The 23,012-nt window shown below is 47.6% G+C and carries 25 protein-coding genes; 18 read left to right on the top strand and 7 right to left on the bottom strand.

The features are described 5' to 3' along the window. Nucleotides 1-53 precede the first annotated feature (53 nt). The 3 genes from HDCHBGLK_RS16450 to HDCHBGLK_RS16440 are packed head-to-tail and all read left to right on the top strand — an operon-like array spanning nt 54 to nt 2,263. The gene (locus HDCHBGLK_RS16450; protein WP_009249618.1) at nt 54-689 is read left to right on the top strand and encodes a histidine phosphatase family protein; all 636 of its coding nucleotides are present in this window, start codon (nt 54-56) and stop codon (nt 687-689) included. A gap of 22 nt (nt 690-711) precedes the next feature. Then, nucleotides 712-1,716 (top strand): tryptophan--tRNA ligase, encoded by a 1,005-nt coding sequence (trpS, locus tag HDCHBGLK_RS16445; protein WP_009249617.1) that lies wholly within the window; start codon nt 712-714, stop codon nt 1,714-1,716. 25 nt (nt 1,717-1,741) lie between these two features. After that, the gene (locus tag HDCHBGLK_RS16440) at nt 1,742-2,263 is read left to right on the top strand and encodes a hypothetical protein (protein WP_004606657.1); all 522 of its coding nucleotides are present in this window, start codon (nt 1,742-1,744) and stop codon (nt 2,261-2,263) included. Nucleotides 2,264-2,352: 89 nt separating this feature from the next. Here the strand turns inward: HDCHBGLK_RS16440 and HDCHBGLK_RS16435 are convergent, their stop codons facing one another. Further along, complete coding sequence (locus HDCHBGLK_RS16435; protein ID WP_004606658.1) at nt 2,353-3,987, bottom strand: ABC-F family ATP-binding cassette domain-containing protein; 1,635 nt, start codon at nt 3,985-3,987, stop codon at nt 2,353-2,355. Between the two features lie 178 nt (nt 3,988-4,165). Here HDCHBGLK_RS16435 and HDCHBGLK_RS16430 point away from each other — a divergent pair, with 178 nt between their 5' ends. Together HDCHBGLK_RS16430 and HDCHBGLK_RS16425 are read left to right on the top strand one after the other, a co-directional pair. Continuing rightward, complete coding sequence (locus tag HDCHBGLK_RS16430) at nt 4,166-5,023, top strand: patatin-like phospholipase family protein (RefSeq protein WP_004606659.1); 858 nt, start codon at nt 4,166-4,168, stop codon at nt 5,021-5,023. A 20-nt stretch (nt 5,024-5,043) separates the two neighbouring features. Continuing rightward, nucleotides 5,044-5,448 carry a secondary thiamine-phosphate synthase enzyme YjbQ gene (locus tag HDCHBGLK_RS16425; protein WP_004606660.1) on the top strand — a complete coding sequence of 135 codons (405 nt, stop codon included), beginning with the start codon at nt 5,044-5,046 and terminating at the stop codon, nt 5,446-5,448. A 221-nt stretch (nt 5,449-5,669) separates the two neighbouring features. On the opposite strand, the gene HDCHBGLK_RS16420 is transcribed toward HDCHBGLK_RS16425, so the two are convergent. After that, the gene (locus HDCHBGLK_RS16420; RefSeq protein ID WP_004606661.1) at nt 5,670-6,314 is read right to left on the bottom strand and encodes a GntR family transcriptional regulator; all 645 of its coding nucleotides are present in this window, start codon (nt 6,312-6,314) and stop codon (nt 5,670-5,672) included. Nucleotides 6,315-6,656: 342 nt separating this feature from the next. On the opposite strand from HDCHBGLK_RS16420, the gene garR reads away from it, so the two are divergent. The 6 genes from garR (at nt 6,657) to HDCHBGLK_RS16390 (ending at nt 13,745) form a co-directional block, all read left to right on the top strand. Next, nucleotides 6,657-7,544, top strand: coding sequence for a 2-hydroxy-3-oxopropionate reductase (gene garR / locus HDCHBGLK_RS16415; RefSeq protein ID WP_009249311.1), 888 nt, complete (start codon nt 6,657-6,659; stop codon nt 7,542-7,544). A gap of 40 nt (nt 7,545-7,584) precedes the next feature. Then, nucleotides 7,585-9,009, top strand: a complete 1,425-nt coding sequence (locus HDCHBGLK_RS16410; protein WP_004606663.1) for a four-carbon acid sugar kinase family protein — start codon at nt 7,585-7,587, stop codon at nt 9,007-9,009. Between the two features lie 145 nt (nt 9,010-9,154). Next, the gene (locus tag HDCHBGLK_RS16405; protein ID WP_004606664.1) at nt 9,155-10,459 is read left to right on the top strand and encodes a four-carbon acid sugar kinase family protein; all 1,305 of its coding nucleotides are present in this window, start codon (nt 9,155-9,157) and stop codon (nt 10,457-10,459) included. Between the two features lie 34 nt (nt 10,460-10,493). Then, a complete protein-coding gene (gene pdxA, locus HDCHBGLK_RS16400; protein ID WP_009249310.1) occupies nt 10,494-11,492 on the top strand; it encodes a 4-hydroxythreonine-4-phosphate dehydrogenase PdxA in 999 nt (332 codons plus the stop codon). A 29-nt stretch (nt 11,493-11,521) separates the two neighbouring features. Beyond that, nucleotides 11,522-12,925, top strand: coding sequence for a GntP family permease (locus HDCHBGLK_RS16395; RefSeq protein ID WP_004606666.1), 1,404 nt, complete (start codon nt 11,522-11,524; stop codon nt 12,923-12,925). A 70-nt stretch (nt 12,926-12,995) separates the two neighbouring features. Next, a complete protein-coding gene (locus HDCHBGLK_RS16390; protein ID WP_004606667.1) occupies nt 12,996-13,745 on the top strand; it encodes a DeoR/GlpR family DNA-binding transcription regulator in 750 nt (249 codons plus the stop codon). 96 nt (nt 13,746-13,841) lie between these two features. On the opposite strand, the gene truA is transcribed toward HDCHBGLK_RS16390, so the two are convergent. Continuing rightward, complete coding sequence (truA, locus tag HDCHBGLK_RS16385; RefSeq protein ID WP_004606668.1) at nt 13,842-14,579, bottom strand: tRNA pseudouridine(38-40) synthase TruA; 738 nt, start codon at nt 14,577-14,579, stop codon at nt 13,842-13,844. 159 nt (nt 14,580-14,738) lie between these two features. On the opposite strand from truA, the gene HDCHBGLK_RS16380 reads away from it, so the two are divergent. Together HDCHBGLK_RS16380 and HDCHBGLK_RS16375 are read left to right on the top strand one after the other, a co-directional pair. Next, on the top strand, nt 14,739-15,233 hold the full coding sequence (locus tag HDCHBGLK_RS16380) for a hypothetical protein (protein ID WP_004606669.1): 495 nt from the start codon (nt 14,739-14,741) through the stop codon (nt 15,231-15,233). Then, the gene (locus HDCHBGLK_RS16375) at nt 15,230-15,706 is read left to right on the top strand and encodes an acyl-CoA thioesterase (protein WP_004606670.1); all 477 of its coding nucleotides are present in this window, start codon (nt 15,230-15,232) and stop codon (nt 15,704-15,706) included. The genes HDCHBGLK_RS16380 and HDCHBGLK_RS16375 overlap by 4 nt, the downstream gene beginning before the upstream one ends. A 93-nt stretch (nt 15,707-15,799) precedes the next feature. Here HDCHBGLK_RS16375 and HDCHBGLK_RS16370 read toward each other — a convergent pair whose 3' ends face one another. After that, nucleotides 15,800-16,084 (bottom strand): hypothetical protein, encoded by a 285-nt coding sequence (locus HDCHBGLK_RS16370; protein WP_004606671.1) that lies wholly within the window; start codon nt 16,082-16,084, stop codon nt 15,800-15,802. After that, nucleotides 16,077-16,574, bottom strand: a complete 498-nt coding sequence (locus HDCHBGLK_RS16365; protein WP_004606672.1) for a hypothetical protein — start codon at nt 16,572-16,574, stop codon at nt 16,077-16,079. Before HDCHBGLK_RS16365 ends, HDCHBGLK_RS16370 begins: the two co-directional genes overlap by 8 nt. A 130-nt stretch (nt 16,575-16,704) precedes the next feature. Here HDCHBGLK_RS16365 and HDCHBGLK_RS19065 point away from each other — a divergent pair, with 130 nt between their 5' ends. Then, nucleotides 16,705-16,848: a hypothetical protein gene (locus HDCHBGLK_RS19065; RefSeq protein ID WP_004606674.1), complete on the top strand. Its 144-nt coding sequence runs from the start codon at nt 16,705-16,707 to the stop codon at nt 16,846-16,848. A 72-nt stretch (nt 16,849-16,920) separates the two neighbouring features. Here HDCHBGLK_RS19065 and HDCHBGLK_RS16360 read toward each other — a convergent pair whose 3' ends face one another. Together HDCHBGLK_RS16360 and HDCHBGLK_RS16355 are read right to left on the bottom strand one after the other, a co-directional pair. Next, nucleotides 16,921-17,181 carry a hypothetical protein gene (locus tag HDCHBGLK_RS16360; RefSeq protein WP_004606675.1) on the bottom strand — a complete coding sequence of 87 codons (261 nt, stop codon included), beginning with the start codon at nt 17,179-17,181 and terminating at the stop codon, nt 16,921-16,923. 72 nt (nt 17,182-17,253) lie between these two features. Further along, nucleotides 17,254-17,889: a J domain-containing protein gene (locus HDCHBGLK_RS16355; RefSeq protein WP_004606676.1), complete on the bottom strand. Its 636-nt coding sequence runs from the start codon at nt 17,887-17,889 to the stop codon at nt 17,254-17,256. A 197-nt stretch (nt 17,890-18,086) separates the two neighbouring features. Between HDCHBGLK_RS16355 and HDCHBGLK_RS16350 the strand changes: the two genes are divergently transcribed. Genes HDCHBGLK_RS16350 through kdpC form a run of 4 tightly spaced genes read left to right on the top strand, consistent with a single transcriptional unit; the run spans nt 18,087 to nt 22,998 of the window. Further along, nucleotides 18,087-18,491, top strand: a complete 405-nt coding sequence (locus HDCHBGLK_RS16350) for a hypothetical protein (protein WP_004606677.1) — start codon at nt 18,087-18,089, stop codon at nt 18,489-18,491. Nucleotides 18,492-18,541: 50 nt separating this feature from the next. After that, nucleotides 18,542-20,284, top strand: a complete 1,743-nt coding sequence (kdpA, locus tag HDCHBGLK_RS16345) for a potassium-transporting ATPase subunit KdpA (protein ID WP_004606678.1) — start codon at nt 18,542-18,544, stop codon at nt 20,282-20,284. 12 nt (nt 20,285-20,296) lie between these two features. Continuing rightward, nucleotides 20,297-22,369, top strand: a complete 2,073-nt coding sequence (kdpB, locus tag HDCHBGLK_RS16340) for a potassium-transporting ATPase subunit KdpB (protein WP_004606679.1) — start codon at nt 20,297-20,299, stop codon at nt 22,367-22,369. A gap of 23 nt (nt 22,370-22,392) precedes the next feature. Beyond that, complete coding sequence (gene kdpC / locus HDCHBGLK_RS16335) at nt 22,393-22,998, top strand: potassium-transporting ATPase subunit KdpC (protein ID WP_004606680.1); 606 nt, start codon at nt 22,393-22,395, stop codon at nt 22,996-22,998. Nucleotides 22,999-23,012 lie beyond the last annotated feature (14 nt).

Here is a 23,012-nt window from a genome sequence, read left to right as displayed (position 1 = left end):
GAAAAACATTCGAAGGTATGATATACTAACAAGGTACGTTAAGGAGGCATATGATGAAGTTATATATTGTCAGGCATGGCGAGACGGATTGGAATAAGAAGAGGAGAATTCAAGGCCAGGTGGACATTCCGCTCAATGATTTTGGAAGATCATTGGCGAGGAAGACGGCAAAGGGACTGTCGGGCATTCCATTTGAAGTATGCTATACCAGCCCGCTTGGCAGGGCAAAGGAGACGGCCAGACTGATTCTGGAAGGCAGAAAGACGCCTATTTTGGAGGATCAGAGAATTATCGAGATGTCCTTTGGAGATTATGAGGGCAAATGCTGCTCAAAGAGCAACTGGGAATTGCCGGAGAAGTTTCGGAGGTTCTTTGATGATCCTGTGCACTATGAAGCCCCTTGCGGCGGGGAAGATTTTATAGATGTCAGAGAGCGTACCGGCGAGTTCCTAAAGGATATCTGCGGCAGAGGACAGTATCAGTCGAGCAACATATTAATCACGACTCATGGAGCAGCGCTGGCTGGCCTGCTGAACAATATCCGGGGCGAGGAATTGTCCAGGTACTGGGGCGTGGGAGTCCACAAGAACTGTGCCGTGACGGAAGTGGAAGTGACGGACGGCATACCCCGGATCATATCAGAGAATGTGGCCTATTATGACGATGAGATAGAGCCATGGGAAGAATAGAAAAGACATGGAGGAAGAGAAGATGATTAACGATAAGAAAGTATTATTTAGCGGCATGCAGGCAACCGGGAATCTGACGCTTGGCAACTACCTGGGGGCACTGAAGAACTGGGTTACGCTGAGTGATGAATATGAATGTTTCTACAGTGTTGTAGATATGCATTCCATCACGGTAAGACAGGATCCCGCCACTTTGAGAAAGAGGGCAAGAGCGCTTCTTACGCTCTATATAGCGGCAGGGCTTGATCCAAAGAAAAACTGCATCTACTACCAGTCGCATGTATCCGCCCACGCAGAGTTGGCGTGGATCCTGAACTGCTTTACCTATATGGGAGAACTGAACCGGATGACCCAGTTCAAAGATAAGTCGGCAAAGCATGCGGATAATATCAACGCCGGGCTTTTCACCTACCCGGTGCTTATGGCCGCGGACATTCTTCTATACCAGGCGGATGTGGTGCCGGTAGGAGTGGATCAGATGCAGCATCTTGAGATCACAAGAGACATTGCTGAACGGTTTAATAATATTTATGGGGATGTATTCACCGTACCGGAAGCATACATCGGAAAAGTAGGCGCGAAAATCATGAGCCTTCAGGAACCATCCAAGAAGATGTCCAAGTCCGACGAGAATCCCAATGCCAGCATCTATCTGATGGATGATCCGGATACCATCATGCGCAAGTGCAAACGCGCCGTGACGGATTCCGAGGCCCAGGTTCTATACCGGGATACGCAGCCGGGAATCAAGAATCTGATTGATATCTACAGCGCATGTACCGGCAAGAAGGCAGAAGAAGTAGAAAAAGAGTTCGATGGAAAAGGATATGGAGACTTCAAGATGGCGGTAGGAGAGGCAGTAGTGTCTGTGCTGAAGCCTCTGCAGGACGAAGTGGCAAGGCTTGAGAAAGACAAGGCGTATATTGACGGAATTATTAAGGAGAATGCGGAAAAAGCAGGATACTTCGCTAATAAGACCCTGCGGAAAGTCCACAAGAAGATCGGCTTCCCGGAACGAATTCGCTAGGCAGGCAGAAAAGAGGGGTGCTACGATGAGAATTCAGACGGCAGGCGAGCAGAAATACTATGATTTTATTCAGGAGAGGGCCAAGAGGCTGCAGACGGGCATGATTGTCTGGGGCAGCCTTCTGGCAGTGGCCTTTATCTGCCTGTTTTCCAATATTGTAATTACGGTTATTCTGGCAGTGGGCGGAGCGTTTCTTGCAATGACGAATATAAAAGCCAGGAGCGAGTTGAAAGGCAAACTGGATCAGATCGAGGATAAAGAAGAGTTCTTCCGCCAGCTTATCGCTCCCGACGTGGCAGAATTTTCGGACTGCCATGTTATCATCGCCAGAGATTATATTCTGGTTTATAAAGATGACATATTTATCTACGCTTTTGCAGATATGGAAAAGGTGGAGGTAGGGATCCAGGGAGAGGTAAAAAAGGTGCTCTTCCTTACAGACTGGCAGGGGAAACGCCATGAGATCATATCCGCTGTCAAAGGAGACGGGATGCAGCGGGAGTTTGACCGGATCTATAAGATGCTGAAGGAGAGGCTAGGAAGATAGAACTTATAAGAAAGATAAATCAAGGCCGGATGAGATGGCAATATTATGCCCTCTCATCCGGCCTTTCCGCATAGTGAATTTTCTGATTCCTAATCGTCTTCCTCGCTCTGGACGGTGTAGGTCTGTCTCTTTCTGGCCATCTCGTCATTTTCCAAGTACTCGTCGTAAGTGGTGATCTTGTCGATCAACTTGCCGCCCGGCACGATCTCCATGATACGGTTGGCAGTGGTCTGCACGATCTGATGGTCATGGGAGGTGAACAGAATCACACCCGGGAACTTGATCAGCCCGTTATTGAGCGCCGTGATAGCTTCCATATCCAAGTGGTTGGTGGGCTCGTCCAAGAGTAGCACATTGGCTCCGGAGATCATCATCTTGGACAGAAGGCAACGGACTTTTTCGCCTCCGGAGAGTACCTTTACCTTCTTGACGCCGTCATCCCCTGAGAAGAGCATACGTCCCAGGAAGCCCCGGACGTAGGTTACGTCCTTGATCTCAGAGTACTGGGTCAGCCATTCTACGATGGTATACTCATTTTCAAATTCTTCTCCGCTGTCCAGCGGGAAGTAGGCCTGGGATGTGGTGACGCCCCATTTATAAGTTCCTTCATCCGGCTCCATCTCGCCGGTAAGAATCTGGAAGAGCGTGGTCTTGGCCTGCTCATTGCTTCCAACGAAGGCTACCTTGTCTTCACGGTTCAGGGTAAAAGTGAGGTTATCCAGCACTTTTTCGCCGTCGATGGTCTTGCTGAGTCCTTCTACGGACAGGACTTCGTTGCCGATCTCGCGGTTCGGGCGGAAGTCGATATACGGATACTTACGGCTGGATGGCTGGATGTCATCCAACTGGATCTTCTCCAGAGCCCGCTTTCTGGAAGTCGCCTGCTTGGACTTGGAAGCATTAGCGCTGAACCGGGAGATGAATTCCTGGAGTTCCTTGATCTTTTCTTCCTTCTTTTTGTTGGCTTCCTTCATCTGACGGATCAGAAGTTGGCTGGATTCGTACCAGAAGTCATAGTTTCCGGCATAAAGCTTGATCTTTCCATAGTCAATATCTGCAATCTGGGTGCAGACTTTGTTCAGGAAATACCGGTCATGGGATACGACGATGACTGTATTCTCAAAATTGATCAGGAATTCTTCCAGCCAGGCGATGGCGTCCAGATCCAAATGGTTGGTAGGCTCATCCAGAAGCAGAATGTCCGGGTTGCCGAACAGTGCCTGGGCAAGAAGGATCTTGACCTTCTCCGGGCCATTCAGATTCTTCATAATCTCATAGTGATATTCCGTGGAAATGCCAAGGCCATTCAGAAGAGTAGCGGCATCGGATTCTGCCCCCCATCCGTTCATGGCGGCGAATTCCGCCTCCAGCTCGCTGGCTTTTATGCCATCTTCATCTGAGAAATCTTCTTTGGCATAGATGGCTTCCTTTTCCTTCATAATCTCATAAAGCCTGGCGTTTCCCATCATTACAGTGTCCAGGACGGGATATTCGTCATACTTGAAGTGATCCTGCTGGAGGAAAGACAGACGCTCCCCCGGCGTGATGATGACATCGCCCTTGGTTGGCTCCAGCTGTCCGGAGAGAATCTTCAGAAAGGTAGATTTTCCCGCGCCGTTGGCGCCAATCAGGCCATAGCAGTTTCCTTCGGTAAACTTGATATTAACATCTTCAAACAGGGCCTTCTTGCCGACCCGTAGCGTCACATTGCTTGTACTGATCATAGTATCTGTATGCTCCTTATATATTTGATCTTTTCATATTATATATCCAGCCTATCTTAACAAATATCATGTAAAATAGCAATTAATTTCCGGAAATTGAGAGATTTGGAGAAGATACAGTTTCATTTCTTATGAAAATGGGTATATAATAGCAAGTAAGAAAGCGGGGTATAAAATTATGACGACAGCAACGATTGTACTTGAGGGAGGGGCTACCAGGGGAGTGTTTACTTCAGGCGCCCTGGATTATCTGATGGAGCAGGATTTGTATCTGTCCCATGTGATCGGCGTATCGGCCGGCTCCTGCAATGGAGTGGACTATGTTTCAAAGCAGCCCGGCAGAACCAGGGACTGCATGATACACAAGGAGAAAGAATATAGCTATTATTATGGATTTACTAAGTTCATACGGGAAAAGAGCCTGTTAGATATGGATATGGTATTTGACAAGTATCCCAATGAACTGTTTCCCTTTGACTTTGATACTTATTTTGCCTCGGAGATGGAGTGCGAGATCGTGACTACGAACTGTGAGACTGGACGGGCAGAATATATGAAGGAAGAGGGCGACAGAGACAGGCTTATGAAACTGTGCCGGGCCTCCAGCAGCATGCCGCTTGTATCCCCCATCGTGAATGTGGACGGTATTCCCTATCTGGACGGAGGGCTGGCGGATTCGATTCCGATTAAAAGAGCGCTGGAGAAAGGAAATGATAAGATTGTTCTGATCCTGACCAGGAATCCGGGATACCGCAAGAAGCCTACCACGAAGGCGGTAGCCAATCTGTACCGGAGAGCCTATAAGAAGTATCCGAATCTGGTGCGCACCACCATACGGCGCAACCATGTGTATAACAGGCAGATGGAACTGGTGGAACGGCTGGAGGAAGAAGGAAGAATATTCGTGCTCAGGCCGCTGATCCCTACGGTGTCAAGGCTTGAGAAGGATTATGATACGCTGATGCATTTCTATGAGCATGGCTATAAGACTATGAAGAAAGAATACAAGGCGCTGATAGAATACCTGGAAGCCTAGCAGAACAAGGAGGAAAGAAGATGAATCTCTACGAACACCACATAGCGACAAGCGATTCCCAGCAGATGTCCAAAGTTACCAATATGATCCGGGAAGATATTAAAAAGAGTCACATATCAGAAGGAATTGTCGTTGTCTATTCTCCCCATACGACGGCGGGATTTACCATTAATGAGAACGCGGATCCGGATGTCGTGCATGACATGCTGTATGGACTTGAAGAATCATTTCCTACCAGGACGCGGTATTACCAGCATATGGAAGGCAATTCCCACGCGCATATTAAGACCAGCTTCATGGGGGCGTCCCAGACTTTGATCTTGCATGACGGAGAACTGGTGCTTGGCATCTGGCAGGATGTGTATTTCTGCGAATTTGACGGACCCAGAAACCGTACATTCTATGTCAAGATTATAGAGGGATAGAAGATGGATTATCGCACATTATCAGAATTTCTGGCGCTTGCAGAAAAATTAAAGTGCCGCACGCGGCATTCCTGGATCTCCGGCGGGTGACAGGAGAGCGTGGCAGAGCATACATACCGACTGTGCGTATTCGCCTGGCTTGTTAAGGAGGAATTCCCCCAATATGACATAGTTTGTATGTGAAGGAACTCCGGGAAGCCAGATAGGATGGCTTCCCTTTTTTATAGATCCTCCAAGTTAATTCCTCTTGGAGTTTCCATATGCTTTAAGGTTACATCAAAGATATTCTCTGTATCGCCTGATTTCATGGCGTTCAGTATTGCAAGATGTTCTTCATAAGTATTTTTCATTCTTCCTTTATGGGAGAGGGAGAGTTCTGCAAGTCTCCGCATCCGGTACATGAAGGTATTGTAAATAGAACAGAACTGTTCATTGTCAAGATACTCTATGATTTTCGTGTGGAACTGGAAATCGTACTCGCAGAATTCTTTAATAGACTGGGTAGAATCCAGTACGCGTTTCAGTTTTTCCATAATCCCATCCAATTCCTTAAATAATTTCTTCGCATTCCGGCTTTGGAAAGTCTTGGAAATCTGCAAGGTACAGTAAGATTCCAGGGCTGAACGTACCTGGAATGTCTCATTGACATCCTTGCGGCTCAACTGGTGCAGCATAAAGCCTTTGCTTGGGATAATATCAATATAGCCTTCCTGGGCCAGCCGATGGATGGCATCCCGGAACGGAGTACGGGATATACCCAGTTCCTTTGATAATTTGGTTTCTGAATAGATTTCCTGATAGGAAAGCCTGTTGGTTATAATGAGATTCTGAAGATGCTGGTATGCTTGTTCGTTTAACGGTATCATAAGTACTCCTTAAGTTATAATAAACATTTTTTTAACGAAATGAGTGTAAAAAATACATTTCTAAAGTCTGTAAATATCATACAACAAACAGAGAAACGGGTCAATAGACAGTGATACAGGCAATTGAAAATGATTGTATAAAATGTTAAAAAAATAACAAATGGGGAAGGAGGATTATATGCAGAATGTACAAAAATAAAGACTGAAAACTGTTAAAACAGAGAAAAGAAAACAAGGACTTGACCGGTATACCGGTATGTAGTAGAGTGGAGATAAGAACAGAAGTAATGAACAGATTGCTTCAATGTGAACAATAATGAACACAAAGAAAGGAAGAGGAAAATGAAAGTAGGGTTTATCGGACTTGGAATTATGGGAAGGCCTATGGCAAAGAATATGGTGAAGGCAGGCGTTGACCTGATGGTAGCGGATTTGAACAAAGAAGCTGTTGCCGACGTTGTGGCTGCCGGTGCGAAAGAAGGTACATATGCGCAGATCGGGGCAGAATGCGGCGTGGTGTTCACAATCGTGCCAAACGGCGATATCGTGAAATCGATTCTTTTTGATGAGGGCGGAGTTGCGTCTACTTTAAAGGCGGGCAGCATTGTATGCGATATGAGCTCGGTTACGCCGGTAGAATCTAAGGAATGCTATACTAGGCTGAAAGAGAAGGGCGTCGGATTCATAGATGCACCGGTATCCGGAGGCGAGCCGGGAGCGGTCGCGGGAACACTTGCGATTATGGCAGGAGGAGAAGAGAAAGATTTCCAGGCGTTGAAAGAATACTTTGATATCCTGGGCTCTTCTGCCTTGTTAATCGGCGGTTCCGGAAGCGGCAGTGTTACCAAACTTGCCAATCAGATTATCGTAAATAATACGATCGCCGTTGTATCGGAAGCTTTCGTACTGGCAGCCAAGGCAGGGGCAGATCCACAGAAAGTATATGAAGCGATCCGGGGCGGGCTGGCAGGAAGCGCGGTTCTGGATGCTAAGATCCCGATGATCGTAGAGCGCAATTTCAAGCCGGGCGGTCCAATCCGAATTAACCATAAGGATATTAAGAATGTGGTAAATACCGCACATGCGGTGGATGTACCGATACCATATACCGCTCAACTCTATGAGATTCTCCAGACATTAAAAATCCATGGACATATGGAAGATGACCATGCCGGCATCGTACAGTATTTTGAGAAACTGGCAGACGTTGAAGTAAAGAAATTCGACTAAAGATATAGGACTAAGATAGTAGCAGCGGGAGGATACAGATATGTCAATTGGAGCAGAGGCATTGACCTCATATAAGAAAATTGATGAGGCCTATATTGACGGCCTGTTAAAGAAAGAGATCGAGGCAAGCAATAAGAAGATTGTGGTGCTGGATGACGACCCGACAGGCGTGCAGACGGTTCATGATATCTCCGTCTACACAAACTGGGATAAAGACAGCATCCGGCAGGGGTTTGACGAGGAGAACAGCCTGTTCTATGTCCTGACCAACTCAAGAGGGTTTACGGTAGAGCAGACAACGAAGGCCCACAATGAGATCGCGTCAGTGGTAGACCAGGTTGCAAAAGAGACCGGGAAGGAATATATATTCATCAGCCGGAGCGACAGCACGCTGCGCGGCCATTATCCGCTGGAGACGGAACTTCTGAAGGATAAATATGAGAAGAACACGGGCAAGACGATCGACGGAGAGATTCTCTGTCCATTCTTTAAAGAAGGAGGAAGATATACGGTTGAAAACGTACATTATGTCAAATATGGGGAGAAACTGATTCCAGCCAATGAAACAGAATTTGCAAAGGATAAGACTTTCGGTTATACGGCTGCGACCGTGCCGGAATATGTGGAGGAAAAGACGAAAGGGGCATATAAGGCTGCGGATGTAACCTGCATATCCCTGGAAGATATCCACAATATGGATATTGATAAGATTGAAGCGCAGCTGATGGCTGTCAAGGATTTTAATAAGATCGTGGTAAATGCTGTTGGTTATGCGGATGTAAAAGTATTCTGCACAGCGCTTTACCGGGCAATGGCAAAAGGAAAAGTCTTCATGTTCCGTACAGCGGCAGCCATTGTTAAGGTAATGGGCGCGGTTACAGATCAGCCTCTTCTTACCAGAGGCCAAATGGTAGTCCGGGAAACGGACAAGGGAGGAATCATAGTCGTAGGCTCCCATACGGACAAGACGACAAAACAGGTGGAGGCATTAAAAGAACTGGACGGCATTGAATTTATTGAACTGGATGCCACACTTGTAAAAGATGACGCGGCATTTGAAGCAGAAGTGCAAAGATGTCTTGACCAGGAAGAAGCATGCATCAGGGAAGGAAAGACAGTATGCTGCTACACAAGCCGCGCTCTGATCACCGCTGACACCGGAGACAAAGAAGACGAGCTTCGGCTCTCTGTAAAAATATCTGATGCAGTCCAGTCGTTAGTAGGCCGCTTAAGCGTTACGCCAAGCTTTGTCATTGCAAAGGGAGGAATTACATCCAGCGATGTAGGAACCAAAGCGCTTGCAGTAAAAAAGGCCAATGTGCTGGGACAGATAAAGCCGGGGATTCCTGTGTGGCAGACAGGGCAGGAAAGCAAGTTTCCTATGACTCCGTATGTAATCTTCCCGGGAAACGTAGGAGAAATCACTACGCTGAAAGAAGCGGTTGAAGTATTGATGATTAAGTAATTGTTCATAATGAACATAAACGAACAGTTTTTATTGTGCGCTTTTACGGAAATATTGATAAAATTTAGATTAAATTGACAAAAACGAACATCGGAAGTACAATATAAACATAAAAGAACATTTGTTATGTGAAAGGAGCTAGTTGATGCCTCAATGTGTTGTAATAGCAGATGACTTAACAGGAGCGAATGCCACCGGAGTACTTCTGAAGAAGATGAACTACAAAGCCTACACGGTAATGAATACGGAACGGATTGAACTGTCAACCCTGACGGACTGCGACTGCGTGCTCTATCCCACGGACAGCCGGGGAGTGGAGCCGACAATCGCGTACAACCGGGTACATAACGTGTGCAATCTGCTGAAGGGAAAGGATGTCAAGGTGTATTCAAAGCGTATTGACAGTACGCTGCGAGGGAATCTTGGCAGCGAGACGGATGCCATGCTGGATTGTCTGGGGGAGGAATATGTGGCTATCGTTGCGCCCTGCTTTCCATCCTCAGGCAGAGTCGTAATCGGAGGATATATGCTGGTCAATGGGATGCCGCTTCATAAGACGGATATTGCTCTTGATCCGAAGACCCCGGTCACGATATCCGAGGCGGCGGTATTGTTTGCACAGCAAAGCAAGTACAAAGTATCTTCCATAATGATGAGGGATATGATGCATGGAAAACACTATCTGGCTGACCGGATGAATAAACTCGTGTCAGAAGGAAGCAGGATATTGGTTCTGGACTGTGTGACCCAGGAGGATCTGGATCTGATCGCAGATGCTGTAATTACCAGCAAATTAAAGACTGTGGCGGTTGATCCCGGCGTATTTACAGCTACGCTATCCAGAAAACTGATCGTGCCTGCCAAGAAGAAAGAAAAGAATAGGATTCTTGCTGTGGTGGGTAGCGTCAATCCAAATACAAAGGTACAGATGGAAGAACTCTGGCTCTCCCAGAGAACCCACAATGTATTTGTAAATACGAAGGAATTGCTGGAGGGGCAGGAAAGAAGAGAGGAGGAAATTGTCCGGGCAACAGAAGCCATCCTTAAAGAATGCGACAAGAATGTGGTATGTACCGTGACGGGCGATGGCATCTATCCTGAGAACCGGATAGATTTCAAGCCATATATGGAACGCGACAAATGCACCCTTGATACCGTGACAGGAATAATTAACAGTGCTTTTGCAGAGATTACTTATAGGATATTCAAGGCGGAGCCTGCATTTAAGGGGCTCTATACCAGCGGCGGAGATGTTACAGTTGCCGTGTGCCAGAGATTTAAGACTGCCGGCCTGAGCCTGATGGATGAAGTATTGCCGCTGGCCGCTTATGGACAGTTCCTGAAAGGAGAGTTCGAAGGCGTGCATATCATTACCAAAGGCGGAAGCCAGGGCGGGCGGGATGCGATCAATCAATGTATTACCTATCTGAAAGAAAAACTGTATATATAGAATCTGAATTTTATCAATGAAAGGACGAAGAATTATGAAAAAATCATTAATCGCAGTACCAATTGGGGATCCGGCAGGGGTCGGGCCGGAAATTGTCGCAAAGGCAGTCGCTTCAAAAGAAGTGGCGGATGTGGCAGGATGCATTATCGTTGGCGACAAGACGATCGTGGAAAATGCCATTAAGATCACAGGAGCGGATCTTAGAGTCCATGTTATCAACGAGCCGAAAGAAGGAGACTTCCGGGAGGGAATCCTCAATCTGATCGACTTAGGCAATGTTGATATGGCCGGTTTTGAATTTGGCAAGGTCAATGGAATGTGCGGCAAGGCCGCCTATGAATACATTGCAAAAAGTATTGAACTTGCAAATGACGGCAAGGTTGATGCTGTCGCTACCACGCCAATCAATAAGGAGTCTTTGCGCGCAGGCGGAATCAACTACATCGGCCATACAGAGATTTTTGGCGCCCTTACCGGCACCGAGGATCCTCTGACCATGTTTGAGACGAATGGAATGCGCGTGTTTTTCCTGACCAGGCACGTATCCTTGCGAGAGATGCTGGATATGATTACGAAAGAACGAATCAAGGATTATGTAAAACGGTGCCTGGAAGCCTTGAAGAGGCTGGGCGTAACGGACGGGACAATGGCAATCGCAGGACTGAATCCGCATAGTGGAGAGCATGGTCTGTTTGGATGGGAAGAAGTTAATGAGATCACTCCGGCGGTCGAGGAACTTAAAGCAGAAGGATATGATGTAGTCGGGCCTATTGGGGCGGACTCGGTCTTCCATCAGGCAGCCTTGGGCAAGTATAACAGCGTATTGTCCCTCTATCATGATCAGGGGCATATTGCAACGAAAACCCTTGACTTTGAAAGAACGATTGCGATTACTAATGGAATGCCGATCCTTCGGACATCTGTGGATCATGGAACAGCGTTTGATATTGCCGGAAAAGGAATTGTAAGCGCTGTCAGCATGATCGAGGCCATCTTGTTGGCGGCGAAATACGCACCAAATTTTACAAAGTAATTCTTTAATGAAGGAAGAGGAGAACGAATATGGTAAACGGACTTAGTGGGGAAAGAATGTTGGTTGGACTGGCAATCGGTATTGCCATCCTGATATTTTTAGTATTAAAAACAAAAGTACAGGCGTTTCTGGCACTTATTATCTGTACAGTTATCGTTGGGATTGTCGGCGGAATGCCGCTTTCCACTATTACGCTGGAAGATGGCAAGGCCTTTGGAATCGTAAATTCCATTACCACCGGCTTTGGAGGAACGCTGGGAAGCATTGGCATTATCATCGGCTTTGGCGTTATGATGGGCCAGTTGTTTGAAGCAACAGGAGCTGCAAAAAGAATGGCTCATACATTTCTGAGGTTATTTGGCAAGAAAAGGGAAGAGGAAGCATTAGCTCTGACTGGATTCCTTGTATCGATCCCGATATTCTGCGATTCAGGATTTGTAGTACTTGCACCTATCGCAAAAGCGATTTCAAAGGCAACAAAGAAGTCCATCATCGGGCTTGGAGTCGCACTTGCGGCGGGCCTTGTCATCACGCATTCCATGGTTCCCCCGACACCGGGGCCGCTGGGAGTCTGCGGAATCTTTGACATTGATGTAGGAAAATTTATCCTCCTGTCACTGGTGCTCTCACTTCCGATGGCAATTGCATGTATCGCTTATGCGAGACTGTATCTTTCTAAGAAATATTACCGGATTCCGAATGATGAGGGAGAGATCGTAGAACTTCCTTATCAGGAGCCGGATTACGAGAATGCATTCTCAATGGATGTAAAGGGACTTCCTGGAACATTAGAGTCATTCCTGCCATTGATCGTGCCTATCGTGCTGATTCTGATCAATACGGTTGCCAGCGCACTTGGAAAGACAGAAGGATTTATGGAAATCCTCATTTTCCTTGGACAGCCGATTATCGCGGTAGGGCTTGGACTTCTGGTGGCAATCTTTACATTGGGAAGGAAGCTGGATCGGCATACGGCGGTAACGGAGATGGAACGAGGAATGATGTCTGCAGGTATCATCATGCTGGTTACCGGTGGCGGCGGAGCCCTTGGACAGATCATCAAGGATTCCGGACTTGGTACATATATGGCAGAAGGCCTTGCAAAGACGGCGATTCCGATCATCATCCTTCCGCTTCTGATTTCAACGGCAATGCGCTTCATCCAGGGTTCTGGCACGGTCGCTATGACAACAGCCGCAAGCATCTCTGCCCCGATCGTGATCGCGGCAGGCGTAAGTCCTCTGCTGGGCGCGGTGGCATGCTGCGTGGGCTCCCTGTTCTTTGGATACTTTAATGATAGTTATTTCTGGGTGGTCAACAGGACGCTTGGAGTAAGCGAGGCAAAAGACCAGCTGACAATATGGTCTTTAACATCTACGGTTGCCTGGGCGGTCGGCGTAGTGGAAGTATTAATATTGAATATTTTCATGTAATAGAGTAATATAGATACAGCGGGAGAGAGTCTTCCGCTGTATATTTGCTTTTGAAGAGAGGAGTGGGGCTATGCTTGCAGCAGAAAGGCAGTCCAGGATTGTGGATGTCATCCGCAAGAAGGGAAGCGTCCATGTAGATGAACTGGCAAAGGAACTCAGTGTCAGCCCAATGACCATTCGGAGGGATCTGGTAAAATTACAGCAGGATGACAGAATAGAGCGATGCCACGGAGGGGCGATGGCAAAGCAGGAAGTTACCTATGAGGATAAGCTGACCAGCCATAAAAAAGAAAAAGAGAAGATTGCAAGATGCTGCTTTTCGTATGTCTCAGAAGGAGATACGGTTTTCTTGGATGCGGGGACCACGACTTATGAGATCGCCAGACTGATCAAAGACATCCCAGGAATCCTGATCGTTACCAATGATCTGGAGATCGCCAGGCTTATTAAGGACAGCGACGCGGAACTTTTTATCTGTGGCGGCAGTGTACAGAAATCTACCGGAAGCATGTTTGGACATTATGCAACCCAGATGCTGGCGGATTTTAAGTTCGATGCGGGCTTTTTCGGCGCGGCATCCATCAATGAAGATTTTGAAGTGATGACTCCTACGATAGATAAGATGTGGCTAAAGAGGGAAACGCCCAGACAGTGCAGAAAATCCTATCTGGCGGCAGACAGATCCAAGTTTGGACGACAGGCAATGACAAGAATCAATACTCTAGGAGATTACAGCGCTGTTATTACAGACAAAGAGTTTGCCGAAGCAGATTTGGAAAGACTGGAACATATGAATGCCGTAATTATTGAGGCAAAATAAATATTTGGCGCAAGTGACAGAGGCTTAGACAGTAAGCCGACAAAACGCCGTAACCGTAAATCTGATGATTACGGTTACGGCGTTATTATGATTGCCTTAATAGGCGACTTCCTGAAGATAAAGTCCCTTTGGGTCGCAGGGGGCGCTTGCCAGCTGTCTTCCCGCGAAAATCTCCTCGATATCTTCCTTTCTTCTGGTGCCAAAGCCGATATCCATCAGCGTGCCTATGATGAGGCGCGCCATATTGTGCAGGAAGTCATCCGCATGTATCAGAATCTGCATCTCCTCCGTATCCCCATATACCTCGATCTCAAATATCTGGCGTTCCGTGGACTTGCTCTTCTTCGCGGTGGAGAAGTTCTTGAAATCATGCGTTCCGATTAAAAGCATGGCGGCCTGCTGCATCACCCGCTTGTCAGGTATCTTAAAACAGTGGTAGGTGTACTTCCGGTCAAATACACTGGGGACATCATCGATGGTCATGCGATAGACGTAAGTCTTGGAGGCGGCATTGAGCTGGGCGTGGAAACGTTCCGGAACCTCCTCAACCTCCGTGATAGCGATATCCATGGGAAGATAGCGGTTCAGATAATGCTTGATCTCCAGGACATCCATCTTGGACTCCGTCTTAAAATTGGCAATCTGGGCATAGGCATGGACGCCTACTTCCGTGCGACATCCGCAGTTCAGTTCGATTAGATATTCGCCGCTCATCTTTCTTAAGACTTCTATTATCTTGTTGGATACCGTATTATTGGATTCTTCCTTGCCAAGGCGTGTCCAGCCCTGGTAGCGGCTGCCGTCATATTCTATCGTTAATTTGATGTTCCTCATACGCTTTTCTCCTTTGATTATGTGTCATCTATCTGTAGAATTGTACAATGGAAAGTACATAAAATTAATTTAAGTATATCAAATCTTGTGCTATAATGAAAGAGCCTGGCAAGAAAAGAATAGAAAGAAATTGTAGGAAACAGTAGGGAAGGGCAAGTCATGGTACATTCAATATCGAAGGAAGAACTGCTGGAGGCAGGATGCCTGCATGCCGGGAAGCTGGATGAGGCATTTGCGTTATACAGAAGCGCTATTATATCTGCAAATAACGAATCTGATATGCTTGTTTTCATCAGGAGACTATACAGCGTAAATGAGGGGGCAGTTTTTGCGGACTTCTATTATCCGGTCCTGGATGCGCAGTCCCAGGAAAGATTCCGGGCATGCCTTAATGGGCCGCAGCTTAAAATGGCAGAAGCGTTCCAAGCATCCGACGGACAGGTATATTATCCGCTGGAAGAGGAAAGGATGCTGGACTTTCTTGTTGTGGCCACGGCCAGAAACTGGCTGTTTTCAACATTTTATTTTGCTGATAAAAAAGCGATGCTGTGGGGAAACTATGATTTGAAATTTCCGATATTCTGCGAAGATGAAGCAAATCTGCAGGAATACATGGAACTTGCCAAAGTATATGGATTGGAGTGTCATAAATGAGTATAAAGAGTAAAAAAGTATCAGAAACAATGGTGCAGACCGTTCATATGGTCCGGCCTAACCACCTGAATGCGGCAGGCCGCCTGTTTGGGGGCATGCTGATGCAGTGGATTGACGAGGTGGCCGGACTGGTGGGAAAACGGCATACCCATATGAACGTGATCACCGCCTCTGTTGATAACTTAAGATTCCTAAGAGGCGCCTACCAAAGAGACGTGGTAGTCATCATTGGGAAGGTGACATATGTGGGGAATACTTCCATGGAAGTCAAGGTGGATACCTATAAGGAGTCCCTGGAGGGGGAGCGCACGCCAATTAACCATGCTTACTTTACAATGGTGGCACTGGATGAAAACGATAAGCCGACCCAGGTTCCAAGGCTTGAACTGGAGACTGACGAAGAGCGGGAAGAGTGGGAGAGAGCAAAAAAAAGACGCGAAATCCGTATGATGAGAAAAGAAGAAGGCTTCTAGATATAAAAAAGCAAGGCGTATAAACTGCACGCCTTGCTTTTTTTTGAAATGCTTGGAAAGCGGCGGGGCTGCCCGGTGGTATCAGGACACTGCCTAGACGCCGCCCTTTTTCATGTAGGTGGTCACCATCTTTACCATGTTCTCAATCTGATCCTGTTCTTCTTTGGGCTTTCCTTCTTTGAGAACGGCAATGATCAGGGACATCTCGTCAGGGGTAAAACGGACGCCTTTTTTGTTGGCGCTGGTAATCAGCGCCATCATCACGGGAGCCAGGGACTTGCCTGACTTGCCCTGGGTCTGCTTGGACGCGGTCTTGATCAGTTCCAGCTTCACCGGGTCGATATTCTTCATTGCGGGATGGTTAATCCAATCATTCATTGTCTGATTCTCCTTTCTGATTGTCCGAATTGGCTTGATTCATTTCTTCGTCAAACATGCTGCTGTACGTATTGAACATTTCCTGCTGGTCGGGACTTAGCATGCCTTTCATCAGATCCATGGGATTAAAGGCGCCAAAGCCCTGGCTTGCGGAGCCATCCGTATTCTGGGAAGCAGCCTCGGACATTTCCTGCATTCCCTGCATCATTTCTATCATATTCATCATGGCTTCCATCTGTTCCATCATTTCTTTTTCTCCCGGTTCCATGAAAGGCTTCAGTTCATCTATTATTCTAAAGGAAGGGCCGTGGGAGGAAAATCCGTGGAAATATTCCATAGTGTGCCTTAATTCCAGGAACTTTATATAGATTGCCATAAAACGCTGCATGGATTGGGGAGTGTATGGAAGCAGCAGTTTTAAAGAATACAGATAAGGCGGCGTGACCATGCTGTCAAAAGGGGTCATCGGCTTCGGTGGTTTTCGTTCCATAGGCACTCCTTAAAATAACGTTGTAAATATATATGTTACGAGAATGGGTTTTATGAAATATGCCCAAACTAAATATAAAGATTTCCATATATTATAAGGTAGGAATGAAGTATGTAAAGGAGACAGGCCCATGAATAGGAAATTAATCATTGAAGGAAATGCGGTGTACGAGATCGATGAGGAATGCATGCTGAAGAAACGTCTTGATGAAGAGAAACTCAAAGAGGATGAGTCAAAGAATTCACATCAGGATAAAAGAAAGGAGGCGGAGTGATATACTCCGTCTCCTTTTTCCCTGCCCATAGGAAAATCCTATAGGCAGGGTTCTTTTTAAGTCAGAAAAGGATTAGCATCCGCATCCGCAGTCGCATCCGCATCCATTGCCGTTGCCGCCGAAGCCGCCACAGCAAACGAGAAGCAGGATGATCCAGATACAGCTGTCATTGCAGCATCCGCATCCATTGCCGTTGCCGCCGAAGCCGCCACAGCAACAAAGAAGCAGGATGATCCAGATACAGCTGTTGTTGCCAAAGCCACACCCACAGTCTCCTCCTCTTCCTACAGAATCACAGCCACATCCACAGTTCGTAGCACTTAAATCGCTCATATTGAAATCCTCCGTTTATGATATTTACAGTACATAATATGCGAGGGGTTTCAATGTGTGAGATGATTTGACTTAATATTTTACCAGCCGTTTTACAGAGTGCTGGAACTGGAAGGCATTCTTCTGCAGCCTTAACTTTTCAACCACCGGGACTTTCTCTTTTACATAGTCATCGTAAAGCGTGAGAAGATAGGCAATGGTAAGGTTTCGGTTTTTATACCAGGTGAAAAGAAGCCAGTTCATAATATCAGGATGCCAGTATTTTTCCGGAATGCTGGCGCCGCGCAGCAAGATGACGTATTTGATAGCCTGCATGGACAGCTGGGCGAGCCGGCTGGAGCGGTCCTTCTCCTTGAAAAGGGCGTCGCTTTCTACAATAATATCGTACAGCGCGCTGGCAGCCTTCCAGTATGTAACAAAAGTAGGGGCACAATCCTCCTCGGGTTCCTCCTCATTACGCAGGTCGAAGGTTTGCATGACAGCTGTTCGTCCGGTAATCTCCCTGTCATATTCGGAACGTTTCTTGGGATCTGAAAGGATGCGGTAGGCCTCCAGGATCTCCTGCATCTGCTCCGTCGTGTCAACTCCCAGTTTCATATTTACGTCAGGATGGTATCTTTTGGCTAGAAGGTTCTTGGCGGCAGTAATCTCATCCAACGTGGCTTTCACAGATACCCCTAAAATATCATAATAATTCTTGTTCTCCATTATATCCTCCCCTTATCAATACATGGACCTAGAACATAATTATCTTACGACAAATCCGGCAATAAATCAATTTTATTTCAAAGAAATCTTTTAATTTCATTTTAATACGAACGGGCATCCCTTTAACACCCATTTTATATGCTCCATGCTATCTTGAGATTAAGGAAAGGAAGATAAGATATCAGGAGGTAATCGATATGAAAAAGCAAGTGAATGACGAAGTGATGACAGACCTATGCATGAAGGTGAAAAAATATGTAGAAGAAAAGGACTGGGATTCTTGTATGGAACTGATCCCAAGATATATGGAACGGTACCCCAACAGCGCGGTACCCCATAACCTGCTGGGAATCGTGCTGGAGAGCCAGGGGCATCATCCCGATGCAATGCGGCATTTCCGCGCGGCATGGTCGCTGGATCCGACATTCATGCCAGCAAGCCAGAATATAGATGCCTATTCCCTCTATGACAGCGAAAAGGATGTTAAGCCGGCCTATACGGCGGATGACTGCCTGACAGAGAGGCGGCCCACCCTTTTAGAGAAATCCGGTTTTTTTCTGAGACGCCTGAGGACGGTCAAAAAGAAGGTCCAGGCGGCATAGGACAGAAATAGCTGCTATATAAGCAATACGCTGTAGGAGGAAAGAAAAAAATGACAAATTCAATTATCCAATATGTACTTTACCTTGTAATACTTGTTGCCCTGGCCATCCCGCTGGGGGGCTACATAGCAAAGGTTATGAATGGAGAGAAAGTATGGATTGGCAAAATTATCTCCCCGGTGGAGAATCTCATCTACAAGATACTTAAGGTGGACCAAGATGAACAGATGAATTGGAAGAAATACGCGGCAAGCGTTGGGATGTTCAGCATCTTCAGTTTCCTTCTGCTGTTCGCCATTCTGATGTGCCAGGGGTTCCTGCCCTGGAATCCCCAGAAGATTCCCGGTATGAGTCCGGATCTTGCATTCAATACGGCCGTCAGTTTTGTGACCAATACCAACTGGCAGGCATACAGCGGAGAAACTGGCCTGTCATACTTTTCACAGATGGCCGGACTTACGGTGCAGAACTTTGTATCCGCAACTGTAGGAATCGCAGTGCTGTTCGCACTGATCCGCGGATTCATTAAAGTGAAGAAGGAAGGGCTTGGCAGTTTCTGGGCGGATCTTACCAGAATCGTATTATATGTTCTGATTCCGTTGTCCATTGTAGTTGCCGTGGGCCTGGCTTCTCAGGGAGTCGTTCAGAATATGAAGGAATATGAGACGGTCCGGCTTCTGGAACCGGTCCGGGCAGAGGATGGAGAAGAGATAACGGAGGCAACCGTTCCGATGGGACCGGCGGCCAGCCAGGTTGCCATCAAGCAGCTGGGAACCAATGGAGGAGGATTCTTCGGAACCAATTCGGCGTATCCGCTTGAAAATCCTACGCCTTTTTCAAATATGCTGGAGATGATCTCCATCCTGCTGATTCCGGTTTCATTATGCTTCACCTTCGGAAAGGCGTTGAAGGATAGGCGGCAGGGCCGTGCCATTTTTGCGGCTATGGCGATCATGCTGGTGCTGGCGCTTGCAGGCGTTGCCATAGCCGAGCAGAATGCGACGCCGCAGCTTATGGCAGACGGGCAGGTCAATATTGAGGCGACAGATGGACAGAGCGGCGGTAACATGGAAGGAAAAGAATCCCGGTTCGGAATCGCAGCCAGTTCTACATGGGCGGTATTTACGACGGCTGCATCCAATGGATCCGTCAACTCCATGCATGATTCTTATACCCCTTTAGGAGGCGCGATTCCCATGCTTCTTATGATGCTTGGAGAAGTCGTATTTGGAGGTACCGGCTGCGGATTATATGGCATGCTTGGATTTGCCATCATGACCGTCTTCATAGCAGGCCTTATGGTAGGGCGGACGCCGGAATATCTGGGCAAGAAGATCGAGCCTTTTGAAATGAAGATGGCCTGCGTCATATGCCTTGCCACGCCGGTAGCCATATTGATCGGAAGCGGTATTGCCGCAGTTCTTCCGCAGAATCTGGATAGCCTGAATAATACGGGCGCACATGGATTATCCGAGATACTGTACGCCTACTCATCAGCCGGGGGCAACAATGGTTCGGCATTTGCGGGATTTGGCGCAGATACGCCATTTCTCAATATCTCTCTGGGGCTTATAATGGCTCTGGTGAGATTCGTGCCTATGATGGCAGTGCTGGCCATTGCGGGAAGCCTTGCAAGGAAGAAGCAAGTAGCGACGACAGCAGGCACTTTGTCAACCTGCAATGCGATGTTCGTAGGATTATTGATCTTCATCGTTCTGCTGGTTGGAGCATTGAGTTTCTTCCCGGCGCTTTCATTGGGGCCGATCGCAGAACATTTACAGATGATAGGGTAGGAGGCATTAAGTATGGAAAAAGTAAAAAAAACCAGTCTTGCAGATGGAAAGATGATAAAAAGAGCCATCAAAGATTCATTCATAAAACTATCGCCGATGACAGAAGCGAAGAATCCGGTCATGTTCCTGGTATACGTCTCAGCAATTCTGACAACTGGGCTGTTTGTATTGTCACTCGTGGGAATCCAGGATGCGCCGGCAGGATTCATCTTCGGAGTGGCGATCATCCTGTGGTTCACTGTCCTTTTCGCTAACTTTGCGGAGGCGATTGCCGAAGGAAGAGGAAAGGCCCAGGCAGACGCTTTAAGGGCATCCAAGAAAGATGTGACGGCCCACAAGATCCCTTCCATTACAAAGAAGGAAAAGGTGGAAGATGTAAAGTCTGCGTTCCTTAAGAAAGGGGAACTGGTTATCGTCAAGGCCGGAGAGCAGATACCGGCAGACGGGGAAGTCATCGAAGGTGCTGCATCCGTCGATGAAAGCGCTATCACAGGAGAGTCGGCGCCGGTAATCCGGGAGGCAGGCGGCGACAGAAGCGCAGTAACAGGAGGAACCACCGTGTTGTCAGACTGGATCGTAGTGCGTGTCACCAGCGAGGCCGGAGAGAGTTTCCTGGACAAGATGATTGCAATGGTTGAAGGGGCATCCAGAAAGAAGACGCCCAATGAGATCGCGCTGGAGATATTCCTGATTGCCCTGACGATCATCTTTATCTTGGTTACTGTATCGCTGTACGCGTACTCCCTGTTCTGTGCAGATCAGGCGGGGATTGAGAATCCGACTTCCATCACTTCGCTGATCGCTCTTCTGGTCTGCCTTGCTCCAACCACCATCGGCGCATTGCTGTCCGCCATTGGTATTGCGGGAATGAGCAGGCTGAACGAGGCAAACGTGCTGGCTATGAGCGGACGGGCCATTGAGGCGGCCGGGGACGTAGACACGCTTCTTCTGGATAAGACAGGGACCATCACGCTTGGAAACAGGCAGGCCAGCGAATTTATTCCAGTAGACGGCCACACCGTTTTGGAGGTGGCTGACGCTGCCCAGTTGTCCTCGCTTCCGGATGAGACACCGGAAGGCCGCAGTATTGTCATTCTCGCCAAGGATGAATTTGGAATACGCGGGAGGGATCTTGAGGACTTAGAGATGGAATTCATCCCATTTACCGCCAAGACCCGCATGAGCGGCGTCAATGCAAAAGGAATGGAAATCCGCAAGGGGGCTGCAGAGGCAATCAAAAAATATGTGGAAGCAGGGGGAGGCATCTTCAGCAAAGAGTGCGAAGATGTTGTGAAAAGGATTGCGGGAAAAGGGGGCACGCCCTTGGTCGTCGCAAAGAACCATCTGGTAATCGGAGTCATCTATTTAAAAGATATCATTAAGTCCGGCGTGAAGGAGAAGTTTGCAGATCTTCGAAAGATGGGGATTAAGACCGTGATGATCACCGGAGACAATCCGATGACTGCAGCGGCGATCGCAGCAGAAGCAGGCGTGGATGATTTCCTGGCGCAGGCCACGCCGGAGGGCAAGCTGGATATGATCCGGGAACTGCAAAGGAAGGGGCATCTGGTGGCAATGACCGGAGATGGGACGAATGACGCGCCGGCGCTTGCACAGGCAGATGTGGCAGTTGCCATGAATACCGGAACCCAGGCTGCAAAAGAAGCGGGCAATATGGTAGATCTGGATTCCTCGCCGACGAAGCTGATCGATATCGTGCGAATTGGAAAACAGCTGCTCATGACGAGAGGGAGCCTGACAACGTTCAGCATTGCCAATGATCTTGCAAAATATTTCGCCATTATCCCGGCTCTGTTCATGGGGGTGTATCCGGGACTGGCCGCGCTTAATATCATGGATCTGCACAGCGCGCAGAGCGCCATATTCTCGGCAATCATATACAATGCGCTGATTATCATCGCATTGATCCCGTTGGCGCTTAAGGGCGTCAAGTACAGGGAAGTATCAGCAGGAAAACTGCTTAGAAGGAACCTTCTGGTCTATGGAGCAGGCGGCATCGTTGCGCCATTTTTGTGTATCAAAGTGATTGATATGCTGATTGTGGCATTAGGATTCCTGGTATAAATGAAGAAAGAGGTGTGGGTTATATGAAAATATTAAGATCAGTAACAGGAAAGGCATTGGCAGTCCTGGCGGCATTTACTATATTGTGTGGGATTCTATATCCGCTGGCGGTTACCGGAATTTCCCAGCTGCTCTTTCATGACAAGGCAAATGGGAGTATCATAGAAGTGGACGGGGTCAAGTATGGAAGCGAACTTCTGGGGCAGGAATTTACAGGCAAGGAATATATGTGGGGACGTATCATGAGCACGAACACGGAGACCTTCACGGATGAAAAAGGAAATGCCACGATATACGCAGGTCCCTCCAACAAATCACCGGCAAGCCAGGACTATGAAGAACAAGTGAAGGAACGGATCGCCATGATTCAGAAGGCCAATCCAGACGCGAAGGAGGAGAGCATTCCGGTAGATCTGGTCACAAATTCGGGGAGCGGCCTGGATCCTCATATCAGCGCCGATGCAGCTAAGTACCAGGTGTCAAGGATCGCAAAAGAGCGGGATATGCAGGAAGAAGAGGTGGAGAAGATCATTGACAAGTATACGACAGGCAGATTCTTAGGCATCTTTGGAGAGAACACGGTCAATGTGCTGGAAGTCAACCTTGCATTGGATGGCATTTTGAAGTAAGATAGGTGCGGTGG

The sequence above is a fragment of the [Clostridium] scindens ATCC 35704 genome, from assembly GCF_004295125.1.
Taxonomy (GTDB): domain Bacteria; phylum Bacillota; class Clostridia; order Lachnospirales; family Lachnospiraceae; genus Clostridium_AP; species Clostridium_AP scindens.
This window is presented reverse-complemented; position numbering and strand designations above follow the sequence as displayed.